At 56.0% G+C, this 25,633-nt stretch carries 17 protein-coding genes and 1 other RNA gene; 8 read left to right on the top strand and 10 right to left on the bottom strand.

Annotation, left to right across the window (positions count from 1 at the left end; genetic code table 11):
• The first annotated feature begins 248 nt into the window (after positions 1–248).
• From QOL84_RS15450 to QOL84_RS15440, 3 genes are read left to right on the top strand one after another with little or no spacing between them, the layout of a single operon-like run.
• Positions 249–1,439 carry an ABC-three component system protein gene (locus QOL84_RS15450; RefSeq protein WP_283437747.1) on the top strand — a complete coding sequence of 397 codons (1,191 nt, stop codon included), beginning with the start codon at positions 249–251 and terminating at the stop codon, positions 1,437–1,439.
• Entirely contained in the window at positions 1,436–1,939 is a 504-nt protein-coding gene (locus tag QOL84_RS15445) for a three component ABC system middle component (protein ID WP_283437746.1), read from the top strand. The genes QOL84_RS15450 and QOL84_RS15445 overlap by 4 nt, the downstream gene beginning before the upstream one ends.
• A complete protein-coding gene (locus QOL84_RS15440; RefSeq protein ID WP_283437745.1) occupies positions 1,923–3,905 on the top strand; it encodes a DUF3732 domain-containing protein in 1,983 nt (660 codons plus the stop codon). Before QOL84_RS15445 ends, QOL84_RS15440 begins: the two co-directional genes overlap by 17 nt.
• Before the next feature lie 1,202 nt (positions 3,906–5,107).
• On the opposite strand, the gene QOL84_RS15435 is transcribed toward QOL84_RS15440, so the two are convergent.
• Positions 5,108–5,710 carry a GNAT family N-acetyltransferase gene (locus QOL84_RS15435; RefSeq protein ID WP_283437744.1) on the bottom strand — a complete coding sequence of 201 codons (603 nt, stop codon included), beginning with the start codon at positions 5,708–5,710 and terminating at the stop codon, positions 5,108–5,110.
• A gap of 405 nt (positions 5,711–6,115) precedes the next feature.
• On the opposite strand from QOL84_RS15435, the gene QOL84_RS15430 reads away from it, so the two are divergent.
• The 4 genes from QOL84_RS15430 (at position 6,116) to QOL84_RS15415 (ending at position 13,897) form a co-directional block, all read left to right on the top strand.
• Entirely contained in the window at positions 6,116–8,575 is a 2,460-nt protein-coding gene (locus tag QOL84_RS15430) for an ABC-three component system protein (RefSeq protein ID WP_283437743.1), read from the top strand.
• Entirely contained in the window at positions 8,572–9,246 is a 675-nt protein-coding gene (locus QOL84_RS15425) for an ABC-three component system middle component 1 (RefSeq protein ID WP_283437742.1), read from the top strand. The genes QOL84_RS15430 and QOL84_RS15425 overlap by 4 nt, the downstream gene beginning before the upstream one ends.
• Positions 9,243–12,395 (top strand): AAA family ATPase, encoded by a 3,153-nt coding sequence (locus QOL84_RS15420; RefSeq protein ID WP_283437741.1) that lies wholly within the window; start codon positions 9,243–9,245, stop codon positions 12,393–12,395. The genes QOL84_RS15425 and QOL84_RS15420 overlap by 4 nt, the downstream gene beginning before the upstream one ends.
• Before the next feature lie 242 nt (positions 12,396–12,637).
• The gene (locus QOL84_RS15415; protein WP_283437740.1) at positions 12,638–13,897 is read left to right on the top strand and encodes an RES family NAD+ phosphorylase; all 1,260 of its coding nucleotides are present in this window, start codon (positions 12,638–12,640) and stop codon (positions 13,895–13,897) included.
• Positions 13,898–14,026: 129 nt separating this feature from the next.
• Here QOL84_RS15415 and QOL84_RS15410 read toward each other — a convergent pair whose 3' ends face one another.
• From QOL84_RS15410 to QOL84_RS15375, 8 genes are all read right to left on the bottom strand, one after another.
• A complete protein-coding gene (locus tag QOL84_RS15410; RefSeq protein ID WP_283437739.1) occupies positions 14,027–15,298 on the bottom strand; it encodes an integrase domain-containing protein in 1,272 nt (423 codons plus the stop codon).
• Between the two features lie 185 nt (positions 15,299–15,483).
• Positions 15,484–15,872: a transfer-messenger RNA gene (gene ssrA / locus QOL84_RS15405) on the bottom strand.
• Between the two features lie 96 nt (positions 15,873–15,968).
• Entirely contained in the window at positions 15,969–16,247 is a 279-nt protein-coding gene (locus tag QOL84_RS15400) for a hypothetical protein (protein WP_283437738.1), read from the bottom strand.
• 129 nt (positions 16,248–16,376) lie between these two features.
• Positions 16,377–19,187, bottom strand: coding sequence for an FAD-binding and (Fe-S)-binding domain-containing protein (locus QOL84_RS15395; RefSeq protein ID WP_283437737.1), 2,811 nt, complete (start codon positions 19,185–19,187; stop codon positions 16,377–16,379).
• Positions 19,184–19,855 (bottom strand): LutC/YkgG family protein, encoded by a 672-nt coding sequence (locus QOL84_RS15390; RefSeq protein ID WP_283437736.1) that lies wholly within the window; start codon positions 19,853–19,855, stop codon positions 19,184–19,186. Before QOL84_RS15390 ends, QOL84_RS15395 begins: the two co-directional genes overlap by 4 nt.
• Complete coding sequence (locus QOL84_RS15385) at positions 19,855–21,309, bottom strand: LutB/LldF family L-lactate oxidation iron-sulfur protein (protein ID WP_283437735.1); 1,455 nt, start codon at positions 21,307–21,309, stop codon at positions 19,855–19,857. Before QOL84_RS15385 ends, QOL84_RS15390 begins: the two co-directional genes overlap by 1 nt.
• Entirely contained in the window at positions 21,306–22,130 is an 825-nt protein-coding gene (locus QOL84_RS15380; protein ID WP_283437734.1) for a (Fe-S)-binding protein, read from the bottom strand. Before QOL84_RS15380 ends, QOL84_RS15385 begins: the two co-directional genes overlap by 4 nt.
• Positions 22,131–22,291: 161 nt before the next feature.
• Entirely contained in the window at positions 22,292–23,986 is a 1,695-nt protein-coding gene (locus tag QOL84_RS15375; protein WP_283437733.1) for a lactate permease LctP family transporter, read from the bottom strand.
• 262 nt (positions 23,987–24,248) lie between these two features.
• On the opposite strand from QOL84_RS15375, the gene QOL84_RS15370 reads away from it, so the two are divergent.
• Positions 24,249–25,016: a GntR family transcriptional regulator gene (locus QOL84_RS15370; RefSeq protein WP_129388921.1), complete on the top strand. Its 768-nt coding sequence runs from the start codon at positions 24,249–24,251 to the stop codon at positions 25,014–25,016.
• Positions 25,017–25,135: 119 nt separating this feature from the next.
• Here the strand turns inward: QOL84_RS15370 and smpB are convergent, their stop codons facing one another.
• Positions 25,136–25,618 carry an SsrA-binding protein SmpB gene (smpB, locus tag QOL84_RS15365; RefSeq protein ID WP_008088297.1) on the bottom strand — a complete coding sequence of 161 codons (483 nt, stop codon included), beginning with the start codon at positions 25,616–25,618 and terminating at the stop codon, positions 25,136–25,138.
• Positions 25,619–25,633 lie beyond the last annotated feature (15 nt).

The raw sequence follows: 25,633 nt of genomic DNA, 5'->3' as shown, positions 1-25,633 counted from the left end.
GATTTAGGTTCAGCTCACGGGCCGGTGGAAGCAACGCGTCTAGCATTCCATTGGCAGCGTCACTGACCAAGGGAGTGTACGGGTGATCGGGCCGCTTGCCCCACCCCGGCCCCCCCTCGGGCAGCACGGAGCCAGTAGTAGCCACCCGACATCATTGCAGGTAAATTCATTGCCCCTGCGGATTGGATCCTCTTTCGATCCTGCGCCATCGATCTCGCTAAATGCGAACAACGTCAAGAGAAGGAACGATGAATAGCAACGCGAGCGCAAGCGCAGCGGGCTTCGGCTACCAGTATGAACGAGTGCTACACAGGATTTTTCATAGCACTCACACAGAGACGCGCTTTGGCATTGAAACAGCTGACGACGTCGAAGAGCAGATACCGCTCTCCAGTGGGACAAAAGTCATTCTGGAACAGGACAAGCTGACCACCGGCGAGAATCATTCACTCCAGGACAGCAGTAAGAACGTCTGGAACACCCTTCGAAACTGGCTCAAAGGACTCGCGGCGGCAAAAAGTGAATTCGCCTCTCTTGAGTTTGTACTGGTGACAAACCGCACAGTGCCCGATGGAACGTTAATCAGCACTCTTTCCAAGGCCACCACTCCTACATCGGTCGCCGAGGCAATCAAGTCTTTGCGTCAGCATGCCAGTGGAATGTCCGGCTCGGTCGCAGAAATAGCCGCAGAGGCGACCGGCTTCAGTGATGAAGACCTCGCCTTCGTCATCACCCGCTTCCACGTTGCCGACGCAATGGATGACGAGACGCTCAAGGAGGCGATCTACACTGCCCTTCAGTTTCCAGACGGGCTGGAACATTGCCACGAAACTATTTATCAAAGTCTTTTGGGTCAACTGTTCGCTGACTGCCAAGCCTCGTGGAAACAAGGTATCCCCTTCTGGACAACCTCAAAGCCGTTCTTCACCCGAAAACACATGCTTTTTGAAGCGTTCTTTGAGGAAGCCTGGAGACCGCTGACTCAAGAGCAGACTAACTTTGTACAGTTGATCGAAGAATACGGATCACTGGGGCTGTCGTTCATAGATCAGCTTAAAAAAATAAATATTCCGCAAAGGCCTATCCAGACCGAGCTGGGCCACTATTGGGCCGCTTACTCCGAGCGTACTCGACTGCTGAAAGCCAACCGGATCCTGCCCAGCGACCTGTGTGAGGTTGAGTCCGAATTGAGTGACAGGTGGAAGGCGAATTGCGACGCGCATTGCATTAGGTCAGGCAAAGAACCTGAAGAATTTGGAGAGGATGACTTCAAGGCGATCTACCTGCAGACATCGACCCCGCCAAGCTTTTCCCTGAGCATCGGTCGCGTCAAATCAAACTTCCGTTATTTGTTCATGGGCACCTACCACCATCAGGCAAATGGAGTCGACACGGATCACCCGATTCATTGGCATACAGCTAACGAGAGTGATGAATGAGCGCCCCCTATATGGATCGACACCTGATCCACAACAGCTCACTCGCCTGCTTTTTGCTCGCTTACTTCATATCGGAATATGAATCTTCAGGGAACGATCATCCTATCGATCTCCCCAAACTTTTGCTGGTGCTTCCTATCGTTTGGAACCCGGCGAGCAGTGCTGCCCTCTCCAAGCGAAACACTAGCTCGGCCATAGACAACGTCCTTCGTGACACCCCGATTCTGAAGATTGATCTGGAACGTCGTGTTCAGGAATACACCGCCTCAACCTTGCAGGGGCTGAACCTGGCAGTCGCAGCCAAACTGGTAGAGAAGGAGCCAAGTGAAGACGGGGATGTGTTTACCAGTCTCGTCATCCGATGGCCGAACGGCACCAAAGCGTCGATACCCGCTGAGATGCTCAAAACCACCAAGCAGCTATCCAGCTGGCTAGCCAGCGTCTCTACACCCCAAATCTATAAGCTGTTGTTCGGGATTCCCAATGAAATTCGAGATTAATGCCGTACTGCTGTGGCCACAGAACCAGACGAATCCCATCCGGGAAATCGAATTCGTGCCCGGCAAGATCAACATCATTCATGGCCTGAGCGGCACCGGTAAGTCATCAATTGTCCACATCATCGACTACGCGCTCGGCTCAAGTAAGTGCCAGATCCCGATCGGCTTCATCCGGAACAAGGTCGAATGGTTTGGACTGAAAATCACTATTCGCAACGAAACCTGGATAGTCGCGAGAAGAACGCCAGGGGCAAAACAAACATCCAGCGATTACTACCTCGCCCCATTCACCGGAGTGCTGCCAGAAATCTTGCCTTGCAACTTGAACGTGACTGCTTTCAAGGACAAATTCAACGGTCTGGTCAGGATGAGCGACCTGCCACATTCGGATGAAGACAAACCTTCTCAACTGGACAGCAGGAGCTCGTTCCGGGACATGGCTGCCTTTAACTATCTTCCACAGCACATCGTCGCCAACCCAAACACTCTGTTCTTCAAAACTGACTCCTGGACGCACAAGGAGCGCCTTACGCGAGCGATGCCTTACGCTCTTGGCATCGTGAATGCAGACTACGTCATGACCGAGCGTCGACGTGAGGAAGCAGCCAAGGAAAGGGAGGCCCTCCAGAAGGAGCTTGCCGTTATTGAGCGAACAAAAAACAACTGGCATTACGAAGTGAACAGGATGCTGCACAGCTGCATCGAAATCGGTTTGCTGCCCGCCCAAATGCCCGCATCCATTGAGGGGAAAATTGCTCAACTGCAGTCTGTGGTCGATGCCTATAACGAGAAAAGGCTCGAACATACGCTCCTACAACCCCATCGCCTGCACGTTAACCAAACGTTCGAGGCCGCGTTGGCCAAGGAGGTCGCTCAGCAGGAAATCGTGGAAAACCTCGCTACCGACATCAGCGGCTACAGCAGCCTTTCGCAAAGTAGCAAGAAATTCATTGATGCGATCGACACTGAAAAATCCCACGTAATTGGGCTTGAGTGGCTTAAAAAGAACGTTCAGTCCAAGGGTGAGTGTGTGGCGTGCGGCTCGACCACTTCAGTTCTTCCCGCTGTCATCGACAAGCTTGAGGCAAAGGTCAACAAGATCACTCAGATATCGGATGTACTGCAGGAAAACCCGGTAGTCGACAACCGTCTCTCCAGCCTCAAACGCAAACTCTCCGCAGAGGAAAAAACGCTCTCCAAGCTGCGTACTGAAAAAAATGAAATTCTGAACAGGGATGAAAAGCTGAAAAACGCGATTGGTCAGATCTACTTTCTCGCCGGTGATATCTCAGGACTGCTCAAGCGCATCGGCTCAACTTCCGCTGATGCCAATATCCTCGCGCGTCTAAAAGAACTGGATAGGATCATCCGGGGTTTCGACAACACCCTGAGCCTGACAGATCGCACCGAGCAAGAACGCAGGGTCGACTATACGATTGGAGAGTTGATAGGGGACTACGCCGATGCCTTCGGAGGTCTCGAAGCACCCGAGGGATCACAAATCAAGCTCGACAGAAAGGAGTTGACGCTCCGCTTTGACAGCCATGGGAACCGGAAAGATTACCTGTGGGAGGTAGGTAGCGGCGCCAACTGGATGGGCTATCACATTGCAGCCTTCCTCGCGATCCACGAGTACCTGTCGCTTGACGAGAACAAACAGTTGCCGCCCTTCAGCTTCTTGGTGATCGACCAGCCAAGCCAGGTGTATTTCCCAAGCAGCCACAGCGGAGACAACAGCCTTGACGAGGATGTTCAGGAGCTCAAGAGAAAACGTCCTACAGATGTGATCGCGACACAGCGCATTTTCAACGTCCTGTCCCAGGGGCTCACGCGTTCAAAGTCCCACCTCCAGATCATTGTTCTGGAACACGCTGGCAAGGAGATCTGGAAAGACATCCCACTCACCCACTCCGTAGAGAATTGGAGCGTCAAGGGTGATGGTCTGATCCCAGCTTCCTGGACTTAATCGTCACCGACTCGCCCCCATTTCAGAGACTGTGCTTCCCTTGAATGTTGACTCAATTCTTTGATTCAGGGTAACCGTCCGACGCAGCCAGCGAAATCGGCTGCGATGGTCTCGCTTCGGGTTGCTCTCAGATCACTACATACCGAGCCCAAAGAATGCACACCCGCATCCTGAAGATCGCTTCGCGTCACGCACCCGAGGCAGGAGCCGTATGCGGTAGTTCCGCACGTACGGATCTGTGCGGGGGGTGGCAGGTAGCTGCCATCCCTACCGCGACCTGCTTGTGTAAGAAATGGTAAGTCTAATTAGCGGTCTGCACATCCAGGAAGCCGGCGAAATCTCGGCTTACTCCACACCCCTCCCGCTCACGCAGAAGTGCGTTCGAGAACGGCTTGGCGCATGTGAGGATCCCGACGAACCTCTGAACGAACAACAGAAAGTCGACTCCCTTCGTCTCGGCCGGGGGTCGAATAATCAGGGGAAGGACAGTCGTCAAAAGTGTCGTCGAAGTACTCTCGCCCTACCTGAGGGGCGATTTCTGCCAGATCGATCACTCCAGGCCACTGCCAAAGTGCATCAGATACCTTGTGTGCATCCGGAGCTCTGTCGTCCTGCAACCACAGCGTAGGGCTGGAGCCATTCTCGGCATGGTTCTTCCTGATTCGCCCCATGCTCCCCCTGCGTTGTAGCTCGTTGCTTACGTCGCGCTGGCGGTGCCAAATCGAACTGACTGCTTCCACGGGAAGGAGAGCGGCATAGATGATTTCGTCCCCATCCCGCTGAAGGAGCAAATTGTGGGTAATCCCGTGCTGGCGGTCTCGCTCGGCTAGATACTCCAGCGTCGTATCCCACCCACCTGGACGCAGCCGGGCAATCAGTTGGGCCGCTGCATAGTTCTTCTCGTTGGGGTTTCTGCCCCCTCGGCGCCAGCAGAGCCGAACCCGCATCTTCAGTTTCCGGCCATCGGGAGCTTGGACGGAAACGAACTGCTGAACAGCGTCGCCCGAGGGATCCTCTCGTCGGCAATCACGGTGTAACCGCGGTCATTCAGGAATGGAGCAATTGCCTCCCGAGACAATGCCTCTGCGGCGATGCTCTCGGGTCCTCGAAAGACACGGGTGCGTTTGACACGGTAATTCTCCAAGCTTCGGATCAAGGGTGGGATGCTGTTGGTTTTGCACATAGCAGGTATCCTAGCGCTACTAGCCTGCACCCAACACCATAAGCTGCTTGATGTCCTGATCGTTGAGCATGAATACCGGCGCAAAGCTGCCAGCGCTTGGGCTCCCCATGATCGTGAGGCCTGTATAGAGTTCGCTTGTGAAGGCAAAGCCCTGCTGGGCGCTTGGAGCTGTGTAGGTACTCTTCACTTCAAGACCAACGCTCTCATAAAACGGGATCAGTTCGTTACTACAGAGCAGGCATGAACCTCTGGCGTCTAGCGTCAGCGCTTGGAGTAGTTGGGTACCTATGCCGTGCCCTCTGTACTGCTTGAATACGAAGATTTTGTGGCAGTACCGCGGAATGGAGGGATCCGGGTGCTCGAAGAGCAGCGCATAGCCATACAAGCGCCCATCTTCATGGCTCATTGCGACCTTAAGGTGACCCGCACGGTAGCACTCTTCAAGGATGCCCTGGACGTGACGAATCGCCTTCCGGGTGTCCGTCTCGTCGAACGCCATAAAGTGCAAGGCAAGTGAGGGGTTGCCCAGCAGATCCTGAAGTATGCCTTTGGCATCGTTTTCCAGTATGACCGGCAGGAAGGTGTCGATCAGTTCTTGTTCTGAAACTGGGGTGCGAGTCATTGGATTCCCTGCGATTTGAGAGTAGAAATTGCCGAAGCATACCGAGATTCCATAAATAACCGCCGACATCGGATGTCGGCCGTTATTTGTTGCTCTGTACGCAGGACGCGAGCCGCTTGCAGAACAGCCTCTCGAGGGGGCCTCCAATGCAGGTTGTGAGTATCCAAATCTTGCGGATTTTGCCCGTGATAGTGGCAGCCATATCACTTCATTCCAATCAACTCTGACGAGTGTGCCACAGCAGCAAATGCCTGCTGATCAGGTCCATGCAATTACGTAGCTAATAAGAAAAGGGGCGCTCGAGACCTACCCACTAGCTCCATACTGCACGCTTTAGTATTCTCGGACACTTAGCGCCAGAGGCGATGTGCCTATAGGCTTCATGTCGATCTACTAGGGATTGCGATGAACGAATTGGACTCGATCAATGGTGCGGAGGTACCAGGTTGGCCATCGATCTATGTGATAGGGTCGTACGACAGCCGCATTACGTTCTATTCACAGCAAGTCCGAGGCTTCAACCTGGCAAGTGCTCTGGTTGCTAATGGGATACTGCGGGACAAGAGAAGATTTGCTGTAATCGGCGCGGGGGCCGCGGGATTATCTGTTGCCGCGGGGCTGTCGATCCTGAAGCCAGATTGTCACGTGGACGTGTTCGAACGCGAAGAGCATGCCCTACATCTGCAACGAGGTTGCGTACAGCGCAACCTTCATCCCCATATTTATGAATGGCCTCGACAAGGTGCTCTTGTTCGGAGTGCAGGCCTGCCCTTCCTCAATTGGAGCGCAGGTACTGCAGATTCAGTCGCTGCCGAGGTTATGCGTCAGTTCGGAACCCTCCAGGCGCATCGGCCGAATGCGCTACCCATCAAGGTGCTGCGAGAAGTCACCGCCATCGAACGCATCGGCACGGTCGCCTATCGAGTTCGGCACCAATCTGTAAGGGGTGATGACCTATCAGCTGCAAGCTATGGCGCTGTGTTCATTGCAATTGGTTTTGGTAGAGAGCGTCAGCTTGGTAATGCGCCTTGGAACTCATATTGGTCTGACCGAGGTGTCCCTGGGGCACCGCGATATGCAGATCGCGAAACAACCATTCTCGTTTCAGGAGCCGGGGATGGAGGGCTAATCGATCTTTGCGCTGCAGCGCTTCAAGATTTTGATCACACGGCCTTAATCGAACTGGTGACAACGTGGCCGGGCATTGAAGAAATCTCTGATGAATTATTGCAAATTGATCTTGAAGCAGAGCAGTTCGGAATGGGCTTCGATTTCCTCACTGCGTACGATCGATTCATAGGCCCGCGGTTACGCGATGATGGTCTGATTGGCGAAATCGCAGGTCGTCTCCGTAATCGGGTAAATATCATCTTCAATACTCAGCGGGATGAGTTGTTGGTGCAACCAACTTCAGCACTCAACCGTCTACTGGTCTATTTACTGTTCACCGCTGCGGATGATGCTGGCTTACCGATTAGGCATCTAGCAGGTGCGATTTCAGCGGACATTGCCCGCCAGGGCTTCTATTCTGTTTCTGGAACAGATCTCAGGGTCGATGAGTTGTTTATACGGCATGGTGCGGCCAAGTTAGAGGCGTTTAGGCCTTTCGAGGATATTCGCGCCGCCTATGAAGCAAATCATGTGAGCTGGTTAGCTGCTGATTCGAAGCGTCACTCCCCACCTCATCTAACTCCTAGCGCGGCTCAAGAGCTTGATCATGGGCTTGCTGCCGCTAACTTTCCGGTCTCGCGTCATCTGCTTGCCGCTGCGGTGCAACTACAGCCGCAGCGGGTGCGGATCGGTCTCGCCGATATACCACCTTCGATCGTTTGGTCTGGCGGTATTCGTCCAATTGATTTGTTGGGCTGGTGGGGAAACGCCGATCGTGCATTAAACCTCGAGTGTGGGGCCAAGCCGACCGATCTTGGGAGCTTAGGCGGTGCAGTCGCCAGGCTTGTTATTCATGCCCGGCAGGTTCGTATGGAGACTGACGAACGCTGCTGGAACGAATGGTTAACCTCGCTGACGCAAAGATCACCACATGCTCATTCGTTACCGTCTCCGATCATAGGGACAGCAGTTGCTGCGCAAATGCAGTCAGCCATCATCAATGCTGATGTGGTCGCGGCCGAACTACATGCAGGTATGGACATTTGGACGCTTGATCAAGTCGATGAACATCTGATGACTTACCTCACGACAGGTAGCGAAGCAGCGAACTGGGTAACGTGGAGGATTGAGCCCATTTTACGATCCGAAATGGCTCGGAGGTGGACTGCCTGGCGGATTCGCCTACGAGCCGATTTGGCCTTGCTTGGCAGGCTACTCCGGTTGGCGGCATGTACTATGGAGGACGACGGCGACAACACCGATCGACAGGTTTTGGTGGGCCCGCTAAGAATGGCGAACATCATTCGAACAATTACTCTTGCGCTTGCCACTGCTGAGGCTTGGCCCAACTCATCTCCCCGGAGTGTGGCGCCAGGTAATTTCGACAACCGTGCTGAGGATGGTACAGAAATATCCACCATCTATGCCTCTGGTGCAGACCTAATCGAAGGTCGGAGCATCACATTAATGGCGACTCTTCATGCCTGGCAGACATCCTTTGTCCTGCTTTCAGAGCTGAATGCTCCAGCAAGTTTTGAGCAAGCCGGCCAACTATCCTTGTCAGATGCTGGACTGGGAGATATGAGGATGGACGCACCACCTACTCCATGCAATGTGATCGTTGGTGTCGATGCCAGTTTTCAGAGAGCATTGGGCATCGGCAGGCAAGCGGTCGTTGCTCATATTGCCGCCACTGAGGCTCGGTTGCGCCAACAGTGGCAAGACCAGATTGACACAGGGGAAGTGCAAGCATGAGCGAACTGTTGAGCGACTTTGTGTCGCGTGTAATTTCCGCTGCAGGAGCATTAGATCTTGAGGCAGTGGTCCGAAATGAGTTGGCGTCGGCGGATTTTCGCGGTGGTACTGGCGAGGACGTGCTGAGGGGCTCGCATCTACCTGTCGATATCGCCACCGTAACCATAGGCCGCTTTCCGATCTTGTTCGGTCGTCTGCCTATCTCGCCCGATGTTGCGTTGGTTCGTGATGGTGTCCGTCGATATCGTAATCAGGGTGTGGTTGCTCGCTCCCACTTGCCCCCAGGGCAGGTTCTGGACCTGCAGCTTTGGCTCGTGGGGCCGGACGGCAGTGAGGATGATCCAGAATGGCGAGCGCTCGCCTTGGCGATTGAGCGCGATGACCGTGTTGCTAGAAAGCTTGTGTGGTTGCCGCCCGAGAACTTAGACGAGCGTAATGAGGCATTCGCTGGTTTTATAGCTCGTACGTTTTTGGCTCGCCCTTGGGAAGCTTTACCACCGCAGCCTGCGGCTCCATTAGACCGATTGAGCGCGCTTATTGACGTCGCGGCTGAGCTAGGAATAGAGCAGTCCGTGGTTGATCGTTGGTTTGAACTGGCTGACTCTGATTTGGCAGATGGAGCTGAACTTATGGATGCACTCGTAGACGCCTGGTCGGAGGTAACACCGTGAGCCTCTATCTTCAACGTATCCAACTTCGCAACTTCCGCACATTTGGGAGTTTCGATCTTGAGCTTGCGGGCGTTCCCGGCCTCGTCATTATCACCGGGCCGAACGGGTTAGGAAAAAGCTCCTTCTTCGACGCGATTGAGTGGGGGTTGACGTCAGAGGTAAAGCACTTCGAACGGTATCTCAGCAGAGGTAACACCGAGGCTGATTATCTGACGAGAGAGGGTGCGGAACAGTTCTCGCACGCTGTCAGTCTGAGTTTCTCCGATGGTCATCAGGTCGAGCGTGAAGGTAATCCCAATGGACCTAGTGGAACTTCAGATCCAGACTTGAAAAGTCTCCTCGTCAGTCCTGGTTGGGGACAGCAGGTGGATAATCTTTCCACCTACTTGGCACTCACTCATTTCTTGGGACAAGGGTCACAACAGCGATTCATGTCGAGAGAGGCTCCCGAGCAGTGGAACGCCCTTCGTGTTCCTTCCGGAGTCGAGCGGCTAGAGCACATACGCAAGCGACTGCGCGGCCGCTCAGCAACGCTAGCCCTGAAACGAAAGGCCGAAGCCGCTGCGCTGGAGTTGAACCGACACGAGGACCGCCTCGCCCATTGGGATGCGCTAATCGAACGGCTACGACGTCAGGAAGGAAAGGCTGAAGCGGCCGGTGCTATTCCTCGGGATCAAATCATCCGTGGAGCTGAGGATCTTAATCGACGGCTCTCGCTTGTGACAGATAGAGCGGTGGCTCATTCCCCGGCTGATCTGGAGCAGTACCTTACGGAGCTTCGGACTCGGATTGTCGACGCGAATAAAGCCATGGAGGTCGCGGAAAGCCGCCTCATGCAACTCGCTCGTATTCCAGAGCAGCATTCCAATTTGTCGAGTCGACAGTCCGCTGCGAGCGCTTCGCTCGTAGCACTGCGTGCTGCAAAGATTGAGAGCGAGGAAGCGCTTACGGCGCGTGAGGTATCGGTCGAGAATCTGGATAGAAATTGGCGCGAGATCTCCAAGCGGGGTCAGCGCTTGAGAGAACGTATGGCGACTCTTCTAGGCGCTCAGACCGACCTAGACGAAGCTTCTGAAGCAGGTCGACGGCGGGTTGCGCTTGTTGAAAAAAATTCGGCAATTGAAGCCTCTATTACTGAGCTTCGTTTGGAATGCTCAAAGGCTGACGATGAACTTGCGGCGTTGCAGAGTACGCGTGCCGCTCTTGCTGTTGCCGAGGAGCGCCATTCTGCAGCGCTAGCACTGGTTGTAGAGTCGACCAAGCTGTCTGTATTAGAAGATCGACTTTCGGATGCGTTGTTGCAACAAGATCGTGCGGTTAACGATGAACCTGAACTTTCTGAATCAGAGTATGCAGAGTTGGAGGCGGCTGCCAGCTCTCTCGTAGAGAGTAGGCGCCTCGAACTTGAAGAGCGTCGTGAGCGCGCCGGGGCTATCTCAAGCGCGCTGGCGACAATTTCTGCGCATCTTGGCGACCACGACACCAATTGCCCTCTTTGCAAATCGCACTTCGCTGTTGGCGAACTCAAAAAACTCGTCGAGCTTTCAGCTAAGGAAGCGGACGAGGGGCTCCCAGTCGCGCAAGCACGTCTTGATGAGGCGCAGGTGGAGTTGGAGTTCGCTCAGAACCAAAGAGCTGCAGCCTTCAGTGCCATAGCCGAAATAGATGATGCGACACAGGAAGTTGATAATGCGCAAACTGCTCTAGATACCCTACGAAACGAACTGTTTGCTCGCCTGGAACTTATGGACCCGGCGAGCGATATCGCTGCGGTGGCTAATGCCCGGTTAGGTGAGCGGGAAGCTCGGCTCGACGCTGCGCGGCGGGCACTTGCCTCGATGGAAGTAGGGGCGGTAGAGATGCAGCGTAAGCGAAACCAGTGCCATGAGCGGCTGCAACAGTTAGAAGCAGATGTTGCTGAACTACGCACTGAAATAGCTCGTGCGATCTCTGACCTGGCGGGATCCGAGCGGCGCTTCCAAGTAAGGGGGGGAGAGGAGGGGCTTAGCCCTGAAAGCGTTCCCGCATTGCTAGCCAAGGTTCAGGCAGACATCGATGAGATCGATGCTGCGCAGAAATCTGCGCATGGCTTACATGTTGTCGAGCTCCAAGTACTATCCGCATCGAAAGCAGAGGATATGCGACTGAGTGCGGCCTTGGCCGAGCACGAGCAGGCTTGGACCGGATTTGAGAAACAGATTACAGAATTGACCAGCATGTGGTCGTCGCACGGGTTATTGCCACCACCAGCTCAAGCAGTCTTCGAGCACAAGCTAGCAGAACTCGGCAGTCGGCGATTTGACCTCAACGCAATCGAGTCAGAGCGGCAGCGATTGGTCGCGGCACTGGAGAACACAACCGGTCAGGAAGAGTTGGATAACTTGCGCGGGATGGTTGCGGCACAGATTGGCTCTGGGTCGGTCGAGACGAATCGTGTTGCCATTGAGGCTGCGGTTACGGCCTCCCGGTCTCAGGCCGCCCGAATTCAAGCAGCACATGAGGCGATCCGCCGTCTTGCTGAACGGCTGCAAGATGAGGCTGACTCCTTTTCGGATCAGTTCCTGCGCCCATTAAACGAATTAATCGGCGCCTTCAACGATGCTCTTCTCACCAGTCCCGGGACATCGGTGTTTTTTAACGCGGACTACTTTGCCGACCGAACCGAGTTTAGCGCACGTATTCGTCGTCGTACGCAGGATGGCGGCACTCCCGAAGTCCGGAATCTTAATCCCCAACTCATCTTGAGCGAGGGGCAGTTAGCTGCCAACGGTTTCAGCATACTGTGTAGTGCAAGTGTCTCTTATCCGTGGTCGAGGTGGCGTGCGCTCCTTCTGGATGATCCCTTGCAACACAACGATGTGATTCACTCTGCTGCATTCACGGACGTGATGCGCAACCTCGTTGAGTTGGAGGGCTACCAAGTCCTAATGTCGAGTCACGATCGAGCTGAAACCGAATTTGTTGAAAGAAAATTTAGTGCTGCTGGGTTGCCTTGCACAGTGGTACAGCTAATTTCGGCCGCTCCAGGTGGTGTCTCGTATGAGGTTCGAAACAACACTGCAGCGTCGGAAATCCTTCAGGGCTACAGGATGCGACAAGCCGTCCAGCATAACGACAACTCAGCGGATCACAGACTCTTCCGTAGTTGAAAAGGAAAGCCGTACCAGGTAACACGGAACATAGAGAAGAAGGTATATCGGGGCGGTAGCGGCCGAAGCGTTGGCGGTCATTGAGCTGCCGCTTGGTTAGAAACGTCTCGGCTCTGCGCACTGTCGGCTCAGGTTGCTCAGCCCAGGTATGTGTATTTTTTTATGCCCTTAGCGTCCAGAGCTTTGAACGAAGCCACATAATGTATCCATCAGATATCCTTCAAAGGACTGAGTCGTTTGCCATGGTCGTGAAGAAAGTAGTTTGCTTTAGATGCGTCATAGAACCGTACCTGGAGAGGCGCATCAAACGCAGCGGGGTCTCCGCTCCTTGCAGCTTGTGTGGCGTAACGCGCAAATGCATCCCGCTAGCCCAAGTGACAGGCCAAGTGGAGGCTGTCCTAGGCAAATACATTTGTGAGGGGGAGCATCATCGTTACTGGAGCGGTAACGAGCTACGTCACGGTCAGCAGGGAGACGACGTAGAGTATTGGGTCAGCGAAATATTTGGCTGCGACAATATCGAACCCATTGTCCAGGCAGTCTGTGATAATTTCGATGGCCAATCCTATAGTAGGGATACGTCCTATATCCGGATGCCTTTTTTACCGTATGCCGTGGAAAGGCAGTGGCATGAATTCGGGGATGGTGTAAGGCACGGCAATCGCTACTTCAACGACAGCGCAAAGAAATTTTTAGGCTGGCTCTTCGAAGGTCTAGACGGCTATTCCTGCTCATCGCGCGATGACTCGGTGGTGCGGATACTCACTCCAAAGGACGCACCGCCTAACTATCGGGCCCGCTCGTGCACCACGTCTGATGCTGTCGAGTCGATCAGTCGGGATCCTGCCTCCAATCTTGCGGCCCCGCCCAAAGAAAAATCTGGCGAAGGTCGGATGAACCCCGCTGGCGTTTCTGCATTTTACGGCGCATTCGAGCGCGAAACATGTGTGGCTGAGCTGCGTCCCCCGGTGGGTGGTACTGTCATCAGCGGCGAGTTTCGACTGACGCGTGAAGTGCGGTTGCTGGACTTCGGTCGTTTTGAGAAAGCTGATTTGGGGCAGCGGCCCAGTTTTTTCGATCCTCAATATTTCGAAAAATCGGGTCGTCAGGAGTTTCTGCGAGATTTACACAACGAAATCACCGTGCCTGTTCTCCCAGGTTTCGAGAAGAACTACCTGATCACCCAGGTCGTCGCAGAGTACCTTGCCACCCAGTATGACCCTCGATTTGACGGAGTCATCTTCAAGTCCGTGCAGAATGAAGGAGGTCACAATATTGTATTGTTCTCTCATGTGGCATGCGCTGCTACCTCCACAATCGTAATCAAAAAGGATCGCGGTTTTGTCCTTGGGCCCAAGTCCTCAAGCGTGCCCGGGATAGAGTACGTACCTGATAGTCTAAGTAGGCACGCTGTAAAAGGAGTCAAGTTTGATATGGAGGAAGAGCCGCTTGCACAGCGAGATTCATCCCCTATGCAGATACGCTCGTGTGCTTGGGAATGATCAGTGAGTGGCGCCTGTCCCTGTCCGGCTTGTTGGACGAAAGTCGGTAACCGTCCGGCGATGTCACCTACCTGATCCAAGGCATAAGGGCGATGGTGTCCACTTAAAATTCAGGTGGACAACTTCGCTTCAAGCGACGGCGTCAGGAAGGTGTGTTGCCCGGACGCTTACTCTGCGTCCCTGAATGGCTGAAACTGACAAGCTTCCAGTGGCGGCTTGCTGGATGTGTTCACTCCACCAGATCATCATGGGACGTCTTCTCTCAATGTAATCTGCACGATTGTAGGCGCTGCGTACCTCGTCTTTGTCCACGTGCGCAAGTGCGACTTCAATCAGCTCCGAATCCCATCCCTGTTCGTTCAAGATGGTACTGGCCATGGAGCGCATTCCTTGGCTTACCAATCGACCTTCAAAGCCCATGCGTTTTAGGGCCATGTTTGCTGTCTGGCTATTGCAGTGGGTTCGCGGGTCTCGATCAGCAGGGAATACATACTCTCTGTGGCCGCTATAGGGTTTGATCGTCTCAAGCAGAGCAAGTGTGTGTTCGGTCAGCGGTATGACGTGAGCGCGTCGCTTCTTCATGCGCTCCGCTGGGATCGTCCAGGTTTTCTTGTCGAGGTCGATGTCAGCCCAGGACGTCGTGGCGGCTTCCGCAGGGCGGGTCATGGTGTGGAGTTGCCATTCGATCAGGCAGCGGGTTGTTCTCTTTATGCTCGCATTGGCGATGGCGACCATTAACTCTGGCAGCTCTTCGGGGCGGAGGGCTGCCATGTTCTGCTTTTTCGGCTTCTTGAAAACGGCCCGAATGCCGCTGAGCGGATTGGCAAAGATCATTCCCGAATTCACACCGTAGGTCATGATCTCGTTGAGTCGTTGGGTCAGTCGCTTCACTGTCTCCAGGCTGCCTTTGGTTTCCAAAGGGCGCAGCAGCTCGATGACCCTCGGGGCATTGATCTGCGAGATAGGTGTTGTTCCCAGCGATGGAAAGACATGCAGTGTGAGCGAGCGCCAGATGTCCTCGGCATAAGCTTGAGTCACAGAATCCTTTTTCAGTTCAAACCAGGCAGACGCCACGTTCTCGAATGTGTGCTCGGTTGCCTGTCTTTTTGTCTGCTCCAGCTCGCTACGTTGTTCTTTCGGGTCGATGCCCTGAGCGAGACGCTCTCTGGCTTCGACAGTTTTCTTCCTGGCTTGGGCGAGCGAGAGCTCTGGGTAGGTGCCGAGGCCCATATTGATGCGGTTTTTGGTAATCGGCTGCCGGTAGTTGAAGTTCCATAGCGTAGAGCCATTGACCCTCACGCGCAGCTGTAAGCCGTCTCCATCGCTGAGGACGTAGTCCTTGTCTTTTGGCTTTACCGCTTTGAGCTGGCGGTCAGAGAGGCGGGTGGCTTGGGCGCACATGAGGTGTTCCATGACATCAATTGGTATTCCAAAAATTACCACTGAAGGGCTTGGAATACCATCTGGAATACCAGGTTACGTGGATTGTGTCGGACGCCCATGGACGCTAATAGACGCTAAAGCCTTGATTTTGCTGGATTTCAGGCACAAAAAAAGACGTCCGTGGACGTCTTTAGATGTTGAAGTGGTGGAGCCGGGGGGATTTGAACCCCCGTCCGCCAGTACTCCGCTGTCGGTACTACATGCGTAGCCGTTTCTATTAAGTTAACCCTCAGCGACCCGAAGGGCAGGGTGCTTTGGGCGAGTTGTGTAAGTTTTAGCCGCTTCGTCCACAACGTACTGCACGGCGATTCTGTTCTATATGACAATCATTTTGGGTTTACAGACATCCCCTGATGATTGCTGGACCCGAAGGTACCAGGAGCATTGTCAGCTGCAATTAAGCAGCGAGAGCAACACCGTATTGGTCGTCATTGGCAACTATAAGTAGTTGCAACAGTGGATTTACGACTTCTGTTACCAAGTCGGCATGCACCTAGAGTTTCGCAACCGGCGTCGAATCCTAAACGGCCCCGAACTCATTGCTCAGTACAGCTGTTTGAGCAACAAGCCTGCGCAGTGTACGCCAATCAGCCCACAAGGCCAACCCGAAGGTTGGCCGCGACGCTGATCAGTTGTTGGTACCGGTGGACTTGCGCAGTTCGACGATGGTTTGCGAGGTTTCTGCAATGCAGTCGTCGATTTTGCCTTGAGCCTTCAGCGCCTTGGCCTTGGCCACACTGGTTTCAGCGCGCTGGGTCAGTTCCGGGTTCGCTGACAGCTGCCCCTTGGCATTGTCGATGGTCTGAATATTGGCATCGCAGAGGTCGGCAGGCTTGTCTGCGGCGAACGAAGTGGAAGCCAGCATCGAGGCAGTAACGAACAGACCTAACAGTACAGAACGTTTCATGTGTATCTCCTTGAACTGAGGGATCCAGACTTCGCTGGCCGTCAGGACGGGCAACCGTATGGAAGGAAAACCCCGATGCTTCGGGGTTATTCTGTGGACTACAGTCGCGCGCAAGGGTTCTATTTTTCTTCAGCAGGCCTTCGCTCGGGTCACCCGATCCACCAGATAGACCAGGCCGTGGTAGTCAATTCCGCCATGTTGCGTAAGACCAATCTCACAGGTGCGGCTGGTGGAAATCCCTTCGCTGCAATGCTGCACCGCATCCTTGAGCGAGCGCAGCGAATGGCTGTTCAGCTCCGGTGTGGTGAAACCCTTGTCGCCGGCAAACCCGCAGCAATGTATGCCTTCGGGAATGACCACGGTGTTGCTGCACTTGCGCGCCAGATCGATCAACGCCTGGCTTTCGCCCAGGTGTTGCGTGCTGCAGGTCACGTGCACGGCAATTGGTGCTTCTTGCGCGGTGAAGTCCAGTCGGTCGAGAAGATGCGTACGGATGAAGCGCACCGGGTCGTACAGATCCAGACGAGTTTCTCCTACGTCCTGCACCAGCCGCAGCGTGCACGGGCTGGTGTCGCAGTAGATCGGATCGAGGCCGCCGCGACTGGCGTGCAGCAGTGCGCTGATCAGCTCCTGGCGTTTGTGTTCGGCTTGCTCGGCATAGCCTTTGGAGGCGAAAGGCTGACCGCAGCAGAGGTTGTCCTGGTTGTCCGGGAAGACCACTTGGTAACCGGCCTTTTCCAGCAATCCACGGGTTTTGTCGTAGAGCGACGTCTGCTCTTTATCACCCGCCGCCGGGCCCATGACCCGCGATACACACGCGGCCAGATACACCACGCGCGGGCGTTCGTCCGACACATTCGGACTGAAGCGAATGGCTCTCTCCGGTTGCGGCATCGCGCTCGTCCACAACGGCACTTGGCCTTTAGATAGACGGGTCAGGCTCGCGGATAGCTTCGCCAGACGCGGCGCGCCCATCAGCATCCGCGCGCCGTTGGCCACATGCAGCGTAAAGCGCGCACCTTGCAGGGTCTTGGCGAAATTTCCTTCGATCCAGTCAGCGGTTTTCTGATGGGTCGCGTGTCGGCCACGGAGCTTTTTCACCAGCTCGCCGGTATTGATACCTACCGGGCAACGTTGCGCACAAAGGCCGGTCGCCGCGCAGGTCTCAATGCCTTGGTACTCGTAGGCTTCTTCCAGTTCACGGGTGTCGATGCCGGCACGTTTCTTCGCCTGAATATCGCGCCAGATCACGATGCGCTGGCGCGGGCTCAGGGTCAGGCCTTTCGACGGGCAGACCGGTTCGCAGAAACCACACTCGATGCATTTATCCACAATCTCGTCGGCCGCCGGCAGCGGCTTCAAATGCTTGAGGTGGATCTGTGGATCTTCGCTGAGTACCACGTCCGGATTGAGAATGCCGTTCGGGTCGAGCAGACGTTTGAGCTGCCACATCAGTTGATAGGCGTCGCTGCCCCATTCCAGTTCGACGAAGGGCGCCATGTTGCGGCCGGTGCCGTGCTCGGCTTTCAGCGAGCCACCAAATTCCACCGCCACCAATTGCGCGACGTCATCCATGAACGCCTGATAGCGTGCGACTTCCTCCGGGTTGTTGAAGCCCTGGGTGAAGACGAAGTGCAGATTGCCTTCCAGTGCGTGTCCGAAAAGGATCGCTTCGTCGTAGGCATGTTTATCGAACAGGGCAATCAGGCGGTTTACGCCAATGGCCAGTTGCTCGACCGGAAAGGTCACGTCTTCGATGATCACCGTGGTGCCGGTTTTGCGTACGGCGCCGACGGCGGGGAAGGTGTCTTTGCGGATCGCCCAGAGCTTGGCGTTTTCCACAGGGTCTTCGCTGAAATCGACTTGCTTCTCTACCGGGAAACCACTGAGCGACGTCATGATCTGCGCCAGTTGTTCCTGCAGCAAAGTGGAAGATGCAGCGCGGGATTCGATCAGCAGCGCGCAGGCATTGTTCGACAGCTGTTGTACGAAAGCGGGCATGCCGGGTTTGTCTTGCACCGAGCGCAGACTGCGGCGATCGAGCAATTCGACTGCAGACACTGGTTGGCTTTTCAGCACGGTGACCGCGTTGCAGCAGGTCTCCACATCCGCGAAGACGATCAGCGCCGAGGCCTTGTTTGGATGATCGATCACGGTGTCGTAGGTCACTGCGCTGATGAAGCCGAGCGTACCTTCGGAGCCGACCAGCAAGTGGCTCAAGATATCCACAGGCTCATCGAAATCCACCAAGGCGTTGAGCGACAGGCCGGTGGTATTTTTCAGACGATATTTGTGGCGAATTCGTGCAGCCAGTTCGGCGTTGGCGCGAGTTTCGCGGCCCAAGGTCGCCAAGCGATCAAGCAGATCGCCGTGGCTGGCGCGAAATGCCGCAACACTTGCAGCGTCCTCGGTATCCAGGCGCGTGCCATCGGCCAGTACCAGACGAATCCCGGCCAGCGTGTGATAGGTATTTTGCGCGGTGCCGCAGCACATGCCGCTGGCGTTGTTGGCGACGATGCCGCCGATTTTGCAGGCGTTGATCGACGCCGGATCCGGGCCAATCTTGCGCCCGAACGGTGCCAGCCATGCGTTGGCTTGCGCGCCGATCACGCCCGGTTGCAGGCGAATCTGCGTGCCTTGGCCGCGAATCTCACGGGCGTTCCAGTTATCCCCAAGCACAATCAAAACGGAATCGCTGATTGCTTGGCCGGACAGACTGGTGCCTGCCGCACGAAAGGTCACCGGGACGTTGTCGCGCTGGGCCAGTTTCAACAGAGCCACGACTTCATCTTCAGCTTCAACACGGATTACCAACTGAGGAATCAGCCGATAAAAACTCGCATCGGTCCCGAAGGCCAGGGTCGATAAAGGGTCATCAAAACGGCGCTCGGCTGGAATCAGTTGTTGCGCATCACGCAGGAAATTCACTGGAAGCGTCATTGGTCCTCCAGGATCAGAACCACCAGGTCTTTCGGGCCGTGCGCGCCGTACGCCAGCACTTGCTCGATGTCGGCGGTTTTCGACGGACCGGAGACCAGCAGTGCGTTGGTCGGCATGCCTTGCGCCCAATTGAATTCATGTTGCACCTGATAGAAGTTGTCGCGGATTTCGCTGGCTTTGAGCAGGGCGAAATGCACCGGCGGTACCAGGCTCATCAAGCGCGGTTCTTCGCGGGTTGGCCACATGATCAGGCTGCCGGTGGCGGCAATCGCGCCGAGGGTGCCGGTGAGGCTGGCCGGGGTGTCGTCGAATAGCTCGGCTTTCCACTCTTCCATCGGCCGGTCGTAGGATTTCAGTGCAGGCAGATCAGGATTGTTCGCCCAATGCTGTGTGATGCGTTGCCCATGCGCTGTAGTCGGCGCGATCAGCAGGCTCGGCAATTGACGGTCGTGCAGCAGTTGCTCGAGCAGCGCCGGCCATTCCGCGTCTGAGGTCATGTGGATTTCGGTGTGCACCGCTTCCATCAGTTTGCGCAGTTGCGGAATGCGCTGTTCGGCAGTGTAGGTGTAAGGCTGCGTCAGCAGATCGACATCAAAGTCGTCGGCAATCGGTGTAGTGCCCGTCAGACTTTTCCGCAGCTTGCCGAGGATATTTTGCTTGGCGCTCATCAGCGGTCTCCCTGTTTGGCCAGATGCTCGCGGGCCATGTCGTGCAGTGAGCGAGCGGCGGGTTTCGGCGCGCTGTGATTTTGTGTCCACGGGCCGACGTTGCTCGGGGTCAGTGCTCGCAGGCGCGTGGCGAAGAAACCGAACAATCGATACAAGGTTGGCGAACTGTTGAGTTTCGCCCAAGCGTTCCAGATAAAGCGTTCCTTGCGCGAATATTTGCTGCCCTGACCGCGCATCACTCGGTGTGGGCTGTCCGGGGCTTTGACATTTTCTTCGCGCAGGCGCCGCAGGATCGCCGGGATAGGAATTTTTACCGGACACACTTCTCCGCAGGCGCCGCACAGCGAAGACGCACTCGGGTGATCGGGGACTTTCGCCAGACCGACCATGTGCGGGGTGATGATCTTGCCGATCGGCCCGGGATACACCTCGCCATAGGTGTGACCGCCGACGCGGGTGTAGACCGGGCAATGATTCATGCAGGCGCCGCAGCGGATGCAGTTCAAGGTCTGGCGCAATTCACTGTCGGCGAAAGCCTGGCTGCGACCGTTGTCGAGCAGGACCAGATGCACTTCCTGCGGGCCGTCGAGTTCATGCTCCTTGCGCGGGCCGGAGATCATGTTGACGTAAGTGGTGATCGGAATGCCCAGCGCCGAGCGGGTCAACAGTGACAACAACGGCACCACGTCGCGGAGATTTTCGACAACCTTTTCGATGCCGGTGACGGCGATGTGCACCGGCGGCACGGTGGTGGTCATGCGGCCGTTGCCTTCGTTTTCCACCAGCAGCAGGGTGCCGGTTTCAGCGACGGCGAAGTTGACGCCGGAGACGCCGATGTCCGCTTCGAAGAATTTCTGCCGCAGGACTCTGCGACCGATCTGAATGAGTTGGTCAACGTCCTTGGTGTATTCCACGCCAAGTTTGTCGTGGAACAAGGACGCGACCTGACCGGCATTCTTGTGGATCGCCGGCATAATGATGTGTGAAGGCTTCTCGTGGTCGAGCTGGACGATGTACTCCCCCATATCGGACTCCAGACATTCAATGCCTTGAGCCTCGAGGAAATGGTTCATCTCCATCTCTTCGCTGACCATCGATTTGCCCTTGATCACTTGCCGCGCCTCGTGAGCACGGATGATCGATAAGACGATGCCATTGGCCTCGTCCACCGTTTCCGCCCAGTGCACTGTCACACCGTTGCGGGTCAGGTTCTGTTCCAGTTGCTCGAGCAGGTCGGGCAACTTGGAGAGCGCGCGGGCTTTGATCGAATTGCCCAGTGCGCGCAAATGTTCTCTTTCGTGGGCATCGCTGAAAGCCGCTGCCCGCTTGGTCATCAGTGAATCCATCGCAGTGCGGAAGTTGTTCCGCAGTTGCTGATCACCGAGGGCGTTGTGCGCCCGGGTGCGGAAATCTTCTTCTACGGCGACCGTAGGAATAATCGCGGAAGTGCTCATTGCGCACCCCCGGTTCGTTGCCACAGAAAGCTGGCGAGATGTTGCCCGCGCAGCGTTTCTTTTTGTTTCTCCAATGCGCCGTTGATGTTCATCAAACAGCCACAGTCGGCGCTCAACACCTTATGTGCGCCGGAATCCTTCAACGCTTGGGTCTTGTCAGCCACCATCGCGCCGGAAATGTCTGGCATGCGGACGCTGAATGTTCCGCCGAAGCCACAGCATTCGCTTTCGTGGTCATGATTGACCCGTTCCACGTTGCTCAACTGCGCCAACAACTCGCGGCCGTGCAGGTGGGTGTTCATTTCGCGGCGTGCCGAACACGAAGTGTGCAGCGCGACTTTGACCGGTTCGCCGCTGTCCTTGAGCTGCACCTTGCAGACAAACAACAGGAACTCGGCCAGTTCATAGGTGCGGGCCGCGAGGGCCTGAACCTGTTTCAGTATTTGCGGCTCGTCCTTGAACAAGTCGGCGTAATGCTCGCGCAGCATGCCGGCGCAGGAACCCGACGGCACCACCACCGGATAATCGCCGGCAAACAGCGCCAGTTGCGAGCGCGCCACCGTCCGCGCCTGCTCGGTGTAACCCGAGGTGTAGGCGGGTTGGCCGCAGCAGCTTTGCCCTTGCGGGTACTCGACCCGAATCCCTTCGCGCTCCAGCAAGTGGATCGCGTCCATCCCGGCTTCGGGGTAGAACAGGTCAACCACGCACGTCCCGAACAGATAGACCCGCGAGGGTTTTTCGCTGGGGTATTGCCGAGGTTCGGGCAGTGGCGGTGCCACGCGGGTCGCGTTCGGCACAGCGTTGTAAAAAAGCTCGCTCATCAGGCGTGTCTCCGGGTGGTCCCGGTTATCCGTCTGTTGCGGCTGCTGAATATAGAGAATGTTGCTTTCAGCAGCCTTACAGACCGGGTGGTGAATTGCTGACGCCGGCATCACGAACCGGCGTCGGTTTTTTCCATGCTTCTTGTAGGATTTTTATTGGTTTAGTGCACCAGCATGCCGGTGAACCAGTAGGCCTGAGCCAGGGTGATCAGACCGACAATCGTTGCAAAGAATAGGCTGTGCTTAAGGGTGAAGCGGAACAGATCCGATTCCTTGCCCACCAAACCGGTCGCGGCGCAGGCCACGGCGATCGATTGTGGCGAGATCATTTTGCCGGTCACGCCGCCGCTGGTGTTCGCCGCCACCAGCAGGGTGTCGTTGACGCCGATCTGGTGTGCGGTGGTCGCTTGCAGTGAACTGAACAGGGCATTGGACGAAGTATCCGAGCCGGTGAGGAACACGCCCAGCCAGCCGAGGAACGGCGAGAAAAACGGGAAAGCAGCGCCCGTCGCCGCCAATACCAACGCCATGGTCGAAGACATGCCGGAATAGTTGGTGACGAAGGCGAACGCCAGCACCATGCCGATCGACAGAATTGGCCAGCGCAGTTCGTAGAAGGTCTCTTTCAAAGTGGTAAGACCAGTTTTGAAATTGATCTTCAGCACCAGCATCGAGATCAGCGCGGAGAAGAAAATCGCCGTGCCGGTCGCGGAAATCGGATCGAGTTTGAACACTGCCGGAATGGCCGTCGGGGTGGCCACGATCGGTGCGGTTTTGATCACCAGCTGATCAAGGTGCGGAATCGCGAAGTTGAACACCCAGCTGTACATCGAACCGCCGGCGGCGAACATCGCTTTGAAAGGCTTCAGCGTCCAGATGGTCACCAGTACGGTGAGGATCAGGAACGGTGACCACGCTTTGAAAATTTCTCCGAGGCTGTAAGGCGAAGCTACGGTTGTGCGTTTCTGACCGAAACCACCGGCGCTGGCGGTGATCGCGGCGCTGGATGTGGCGCCAGCGATTTGCGCGCCTGCGGTGCGTTTAGGTTGCCAAACCTTGAGGAACAGGGTCAGGGAAATCAGGCTGGCCAAGGCCGAGGTGATGTCCGGCAGCTCTGGGCCAATGAAGTTCGAAGTGAAATATTGGGTGACGGCGAAGCTCAGGCCGGCCACCAGTGCAGCGGGCCAGGTTTCACGCACGCCGCGAAGGCCATCCATCATGAACACCAGCCAGAACGGCACGAACAGCGAGAGCAACGGCAGTTGCCGACCGGTCATGGCGCCGATTTTGAACGCATCGATGCCGGTGACTTGGCCGGCAACGATGATCGGAATCCCCAGTGCGCCGAACGCCACCGGTGCGGTGTTGGCGATCAGGCACAGGCCGGCGGCGTACAGCGGGTTGAAACCCAGCCCGACAAGAAGTGCGGCAGTAATCGCCACGGGCGCGCCGAAACCGGCAGCACCTTCGAGGAACGCGCCGAAGCAGAAACCGATCAGCAGCACCTGCAGGCGCTGGTCGTCAGTAATCGATAACACTGAACTGCGAATGACCTCGAACTGACCACTTTTGACGGTCAGTTTGTAGAGGAATACCGCCGCGACAATGATCCAGGCAATCGGCCACAGACCGTAGGCGAAACCATAACCGGCGGCGGCGAAGGCCATATCCATTGGCATCTGGAACGCGAAGATCGCCACGGCAATCGACAGCGCGAGAGTGATGCTGCCGGCCACATGGCCTTTGAGGCGGAACACCGCCAGCGCGAGAAAGAAGAACACGATGGGGATGACGGCCGCGAGTGCGGACACGCCGAGACTGCCGAGCGGGCTGTAGAGCTGTTGCCAGGTTTGCATATGGGGTGGCCCCTAATTGTTGTTGGTCAGGCACTGTCAGCGTTCTTGGTTAATTGGTAAGACCAATTTACAAGCGCTGTTGGCTAGGGTAAAAGCCTTGATGTCGGTGTGTCAATTTGTCGCCCTGAAACTTTTGTCGTATCAGCGGTGCAGATCGCATCTGATCCGGTTTCGGCAAGTGGCGTCTGGTAGGTGTCGGCAAGGCGCCGATAGGCCAGAATAGAGAGCCCGGCGAGCGGTCGGGATCGTGGAGAAATGAGTTATGGGGTTTGATCAGATACGTCAGCGCCGTTTGTCTGACGATATTGTCGAGCGACTCGAGGGGATGATCCTCGAGGGCACGCTGAAGTCCGGCGAACGGCTGCCGGCGGAGCGCGCGCTGGCTGAGCAATTTGGCGTATCACGTCCGTCGCTGCGCGAAGCGATCCAGAAACTGGCAGCCAAGGGCTTGTTGGTCAGCCGTCAGGGTGGCGGCAACTATGTTGTGGAAAGCCTCGGTTCGACGTTCAGCGATCCGCTGCTGCAGTTGCTCGAAAGCAATCCTGAAGCACAGCGCGACTTGCTCGAGTTTCGGCACACTCTGGAGGCATCGTGTGCCTATTACGCGGCATTACGCGCAACCGATGTTGATCGTGAAAGGCTGTCCGCTGCGTTCGCAGAGTTGCAGGACTGCTATTCGCGCCACGACGAAGTCAGTCGGGCGGAGGAGGGCGCGGCGGATGCGAAATTTCACTTGGCGATTGCCGAAGCCAGTCATAACGCGGTGTTGCTGCACACCATTCGTGGCTTGTTCGATTTGCTCAAGCGTAACGTTGTGACCAACATTGGCGGCATGTACAAGCAGCGCACGGAAACCCGCGACATGCTCATCACTCAGCATCGGGAATTGTATCTGGCGATTATCGAAGGTCGTGCGGAGCAAGCTCGGGAGGTTTCCAGCCGACATATCCTGTATGTGCAGGAAGTGCTGGAAGAAGTGCGGCAGGAGGTTCAGCGCGTGGCTCGGGCGGAGCGGCGCAAGGGGATGTGATTTTTTAAAGCAAAAGATCGCAGCCTGCGGCAGCTCCTACAGGGAAATGCGAATTCCTGCGTAGGAGCTGCCGAAGGCTCGGGCCGCGATCGGACGATCTTTGCTTTCAAAGGGGAAGGCTAGTCTTCCTTGCCCTTGTTGCGCACAGCGCGCTGCAGCTCACGGCCGGCATCGCGCTCGCGCTCGGTATCACGCTTGTCGTATTCCTTCTTGCCCTTGCCCAGAGCGATCTCGCACTTGACCATGTGCTTGCTCCAGTACCAGGACAGGCAGACGCAGGCGTAACCCTTTTGCTGCACCATCGCTGCAAGCTTTTCCAGCTCGCGGCGGTTGAGCAGCAGTTTGCGTGTGCGCACCGGGTCAGCGATGACGTGGGTGCTTGCGGTCATCAGAGGCGTGATGTGGCTACCGAGCAGCCACGCTTCGCCATCCTTGAGCAGGACATAGCTGTCGACCAGCTGTAGCTTGCTTGCCCGCAGACTTTTTACTTCCCAGCCGGCCAGGACCAGACCAGCCTCGAACTTGTGCTCGATGAAGTAATCGTGTCGCGCCTTTTTGTTCTGCGCGATGGTCCCTGTTGGGTGTTTCTTCTGTTTAGCCATAGGGGCGGCATTATA

Origin of the sequence: Pseudomonas helmanticensis (assembly GCF_900182985.1) — a bacterium.
GTDB classification, from domain to species: Bacteria; Pseudomonadota; Gammaproteobacteria; order Pseudomonadales; family Pseudomonadaceae; genus Aquipseudomonas; species Aquipseudomonas helmanticensis.
The sequence above is the reverse complement of the archived record's forward strand: the minus strand, read 5'-3'. Positions and strand labels throughout refer to the sequence as shown.

What these genes read in the sequence shown, in the direction of transcription:
- QOL84_RS15450 (WP_283437747.1), top strand. Translation starts at nt 249, where the DNA reads ATGAATAGCAACGCGAGCGCAAGCGCAGCGGGCTTCGGCTACCAGTAT.
- QOL84_RS15445 (WP_283437746.1), top strand. Translation starts at nt 1,436, where the DNA reads ATGAGCGCCCCCTATATGGATCGACACCTGATCCACAACAGCTCACTC.
- QOL84_RS15440 (WP_283437745.1), top strand. Translation starts at nt 1,923, where the DNA reads ATGAAATTCGAGATTAATGCCGTACTGCTGTGGCCACAGAACCAGACG.
- QOL84_RS15435 (WP_283437744.1), bottom strand. Translation starts at nt 5,710, where the DNA reads ATGACTCGCACCCCAGTTTCAGAACAAGAACTGATCGACACCTTCCTG.
- QOL84_RS15430 (WP_283437743.1), top strand. Translation starts at nt 6,116, where the DNA reads ATGAACGAATTGGACTCGATCAATGGTGCGGAGGTACCAGGTTGGCCA.
- QOL84_RS15425 (WP_283437742.1), top strand. Translation starts at nt 8,572, where the DNA reads ATGAGCGAACTGTTGAGCGACTTTGTGTCGCGTGTAATTTCCGCTGCA.
- QOL84_RS15415 (WP_283437740.1), top strand. Translation starts at nt 12,638, where the DNA reads ATGGTCGTGAAGAAAGTAGTTTGCTTTAGATGCGTCATAGAACCGTAC.
- QOL84_RS15410 (WP_283437739.1), bottom strand. Translation starts at nt 15,298, where the DNA reads ATGTGCGCCCAAGCCACCCGCCTCTCTGACCGCCAGCTCAAAGCGGTA.
- QOL84_RS15400 (WP_283437738.1), bottom strand. Translation starts at nt 16,247, where the DNA reads ATGAAACGTTCTGTACTGTTAGGTCTGTTCGTTACTGCCTCGATGCTG.
- QOL84_RS15395 (WP_283437737.1), bottom strand. Translation starts at nt 19,187, where the DNA reads ATGACGCTTCCAGTGAATTTCCTGCGTGATGCGCAACAACTGATTCCA.
- QOL84_RS15390 (WP_283437736.1), bottom strand. Translation starts at nt 19,855, where the DNA reads ATGAGCGCCAAGCAAAATATCCTCGGCAAGCTGCGGAAAAGTCTGACG.
- QOL84_RS15385 (WP_283437735.1), bottom strand. Translation starts at nt 21,309, where the DNA reads ATGAGCACTTCCGCGATTATTCCTACGGTCGCCGTAGAAGAAGATTTC.
- QOL84_RS15380 (WP_283437734.1), bottom strand. Translation starts at nt 22,130, where the DNA reads ATGAGCGAGCTTTTTTACAACGCTGTGCCGAACGCGACCCGCGTGGCA.
- QOL84_RS15375 (WP_283437733.1), bottom strand. Translation starts at nt 23,986, where the DNA reads ATGCAAACCTGGCAACAGCTCTACAGCCCGCTCGGCAGTCTCGGCGTG.
- QOL84_RS15370 (WP_129388921.1), top strand. Translation starts at nt 24,249, where the DNA reads ATGGGGTTTGATCAGATACGTCAGCGCCGTTTGTCTGACGATATTGTC.
- smpB (WP_008088297.1), bottom strand. Translation starts at nt 25,618, where the DNA reads ATGGCTAAACAGAAGAAACACCCAACAGGGACCATCGCGCAGAACAAA.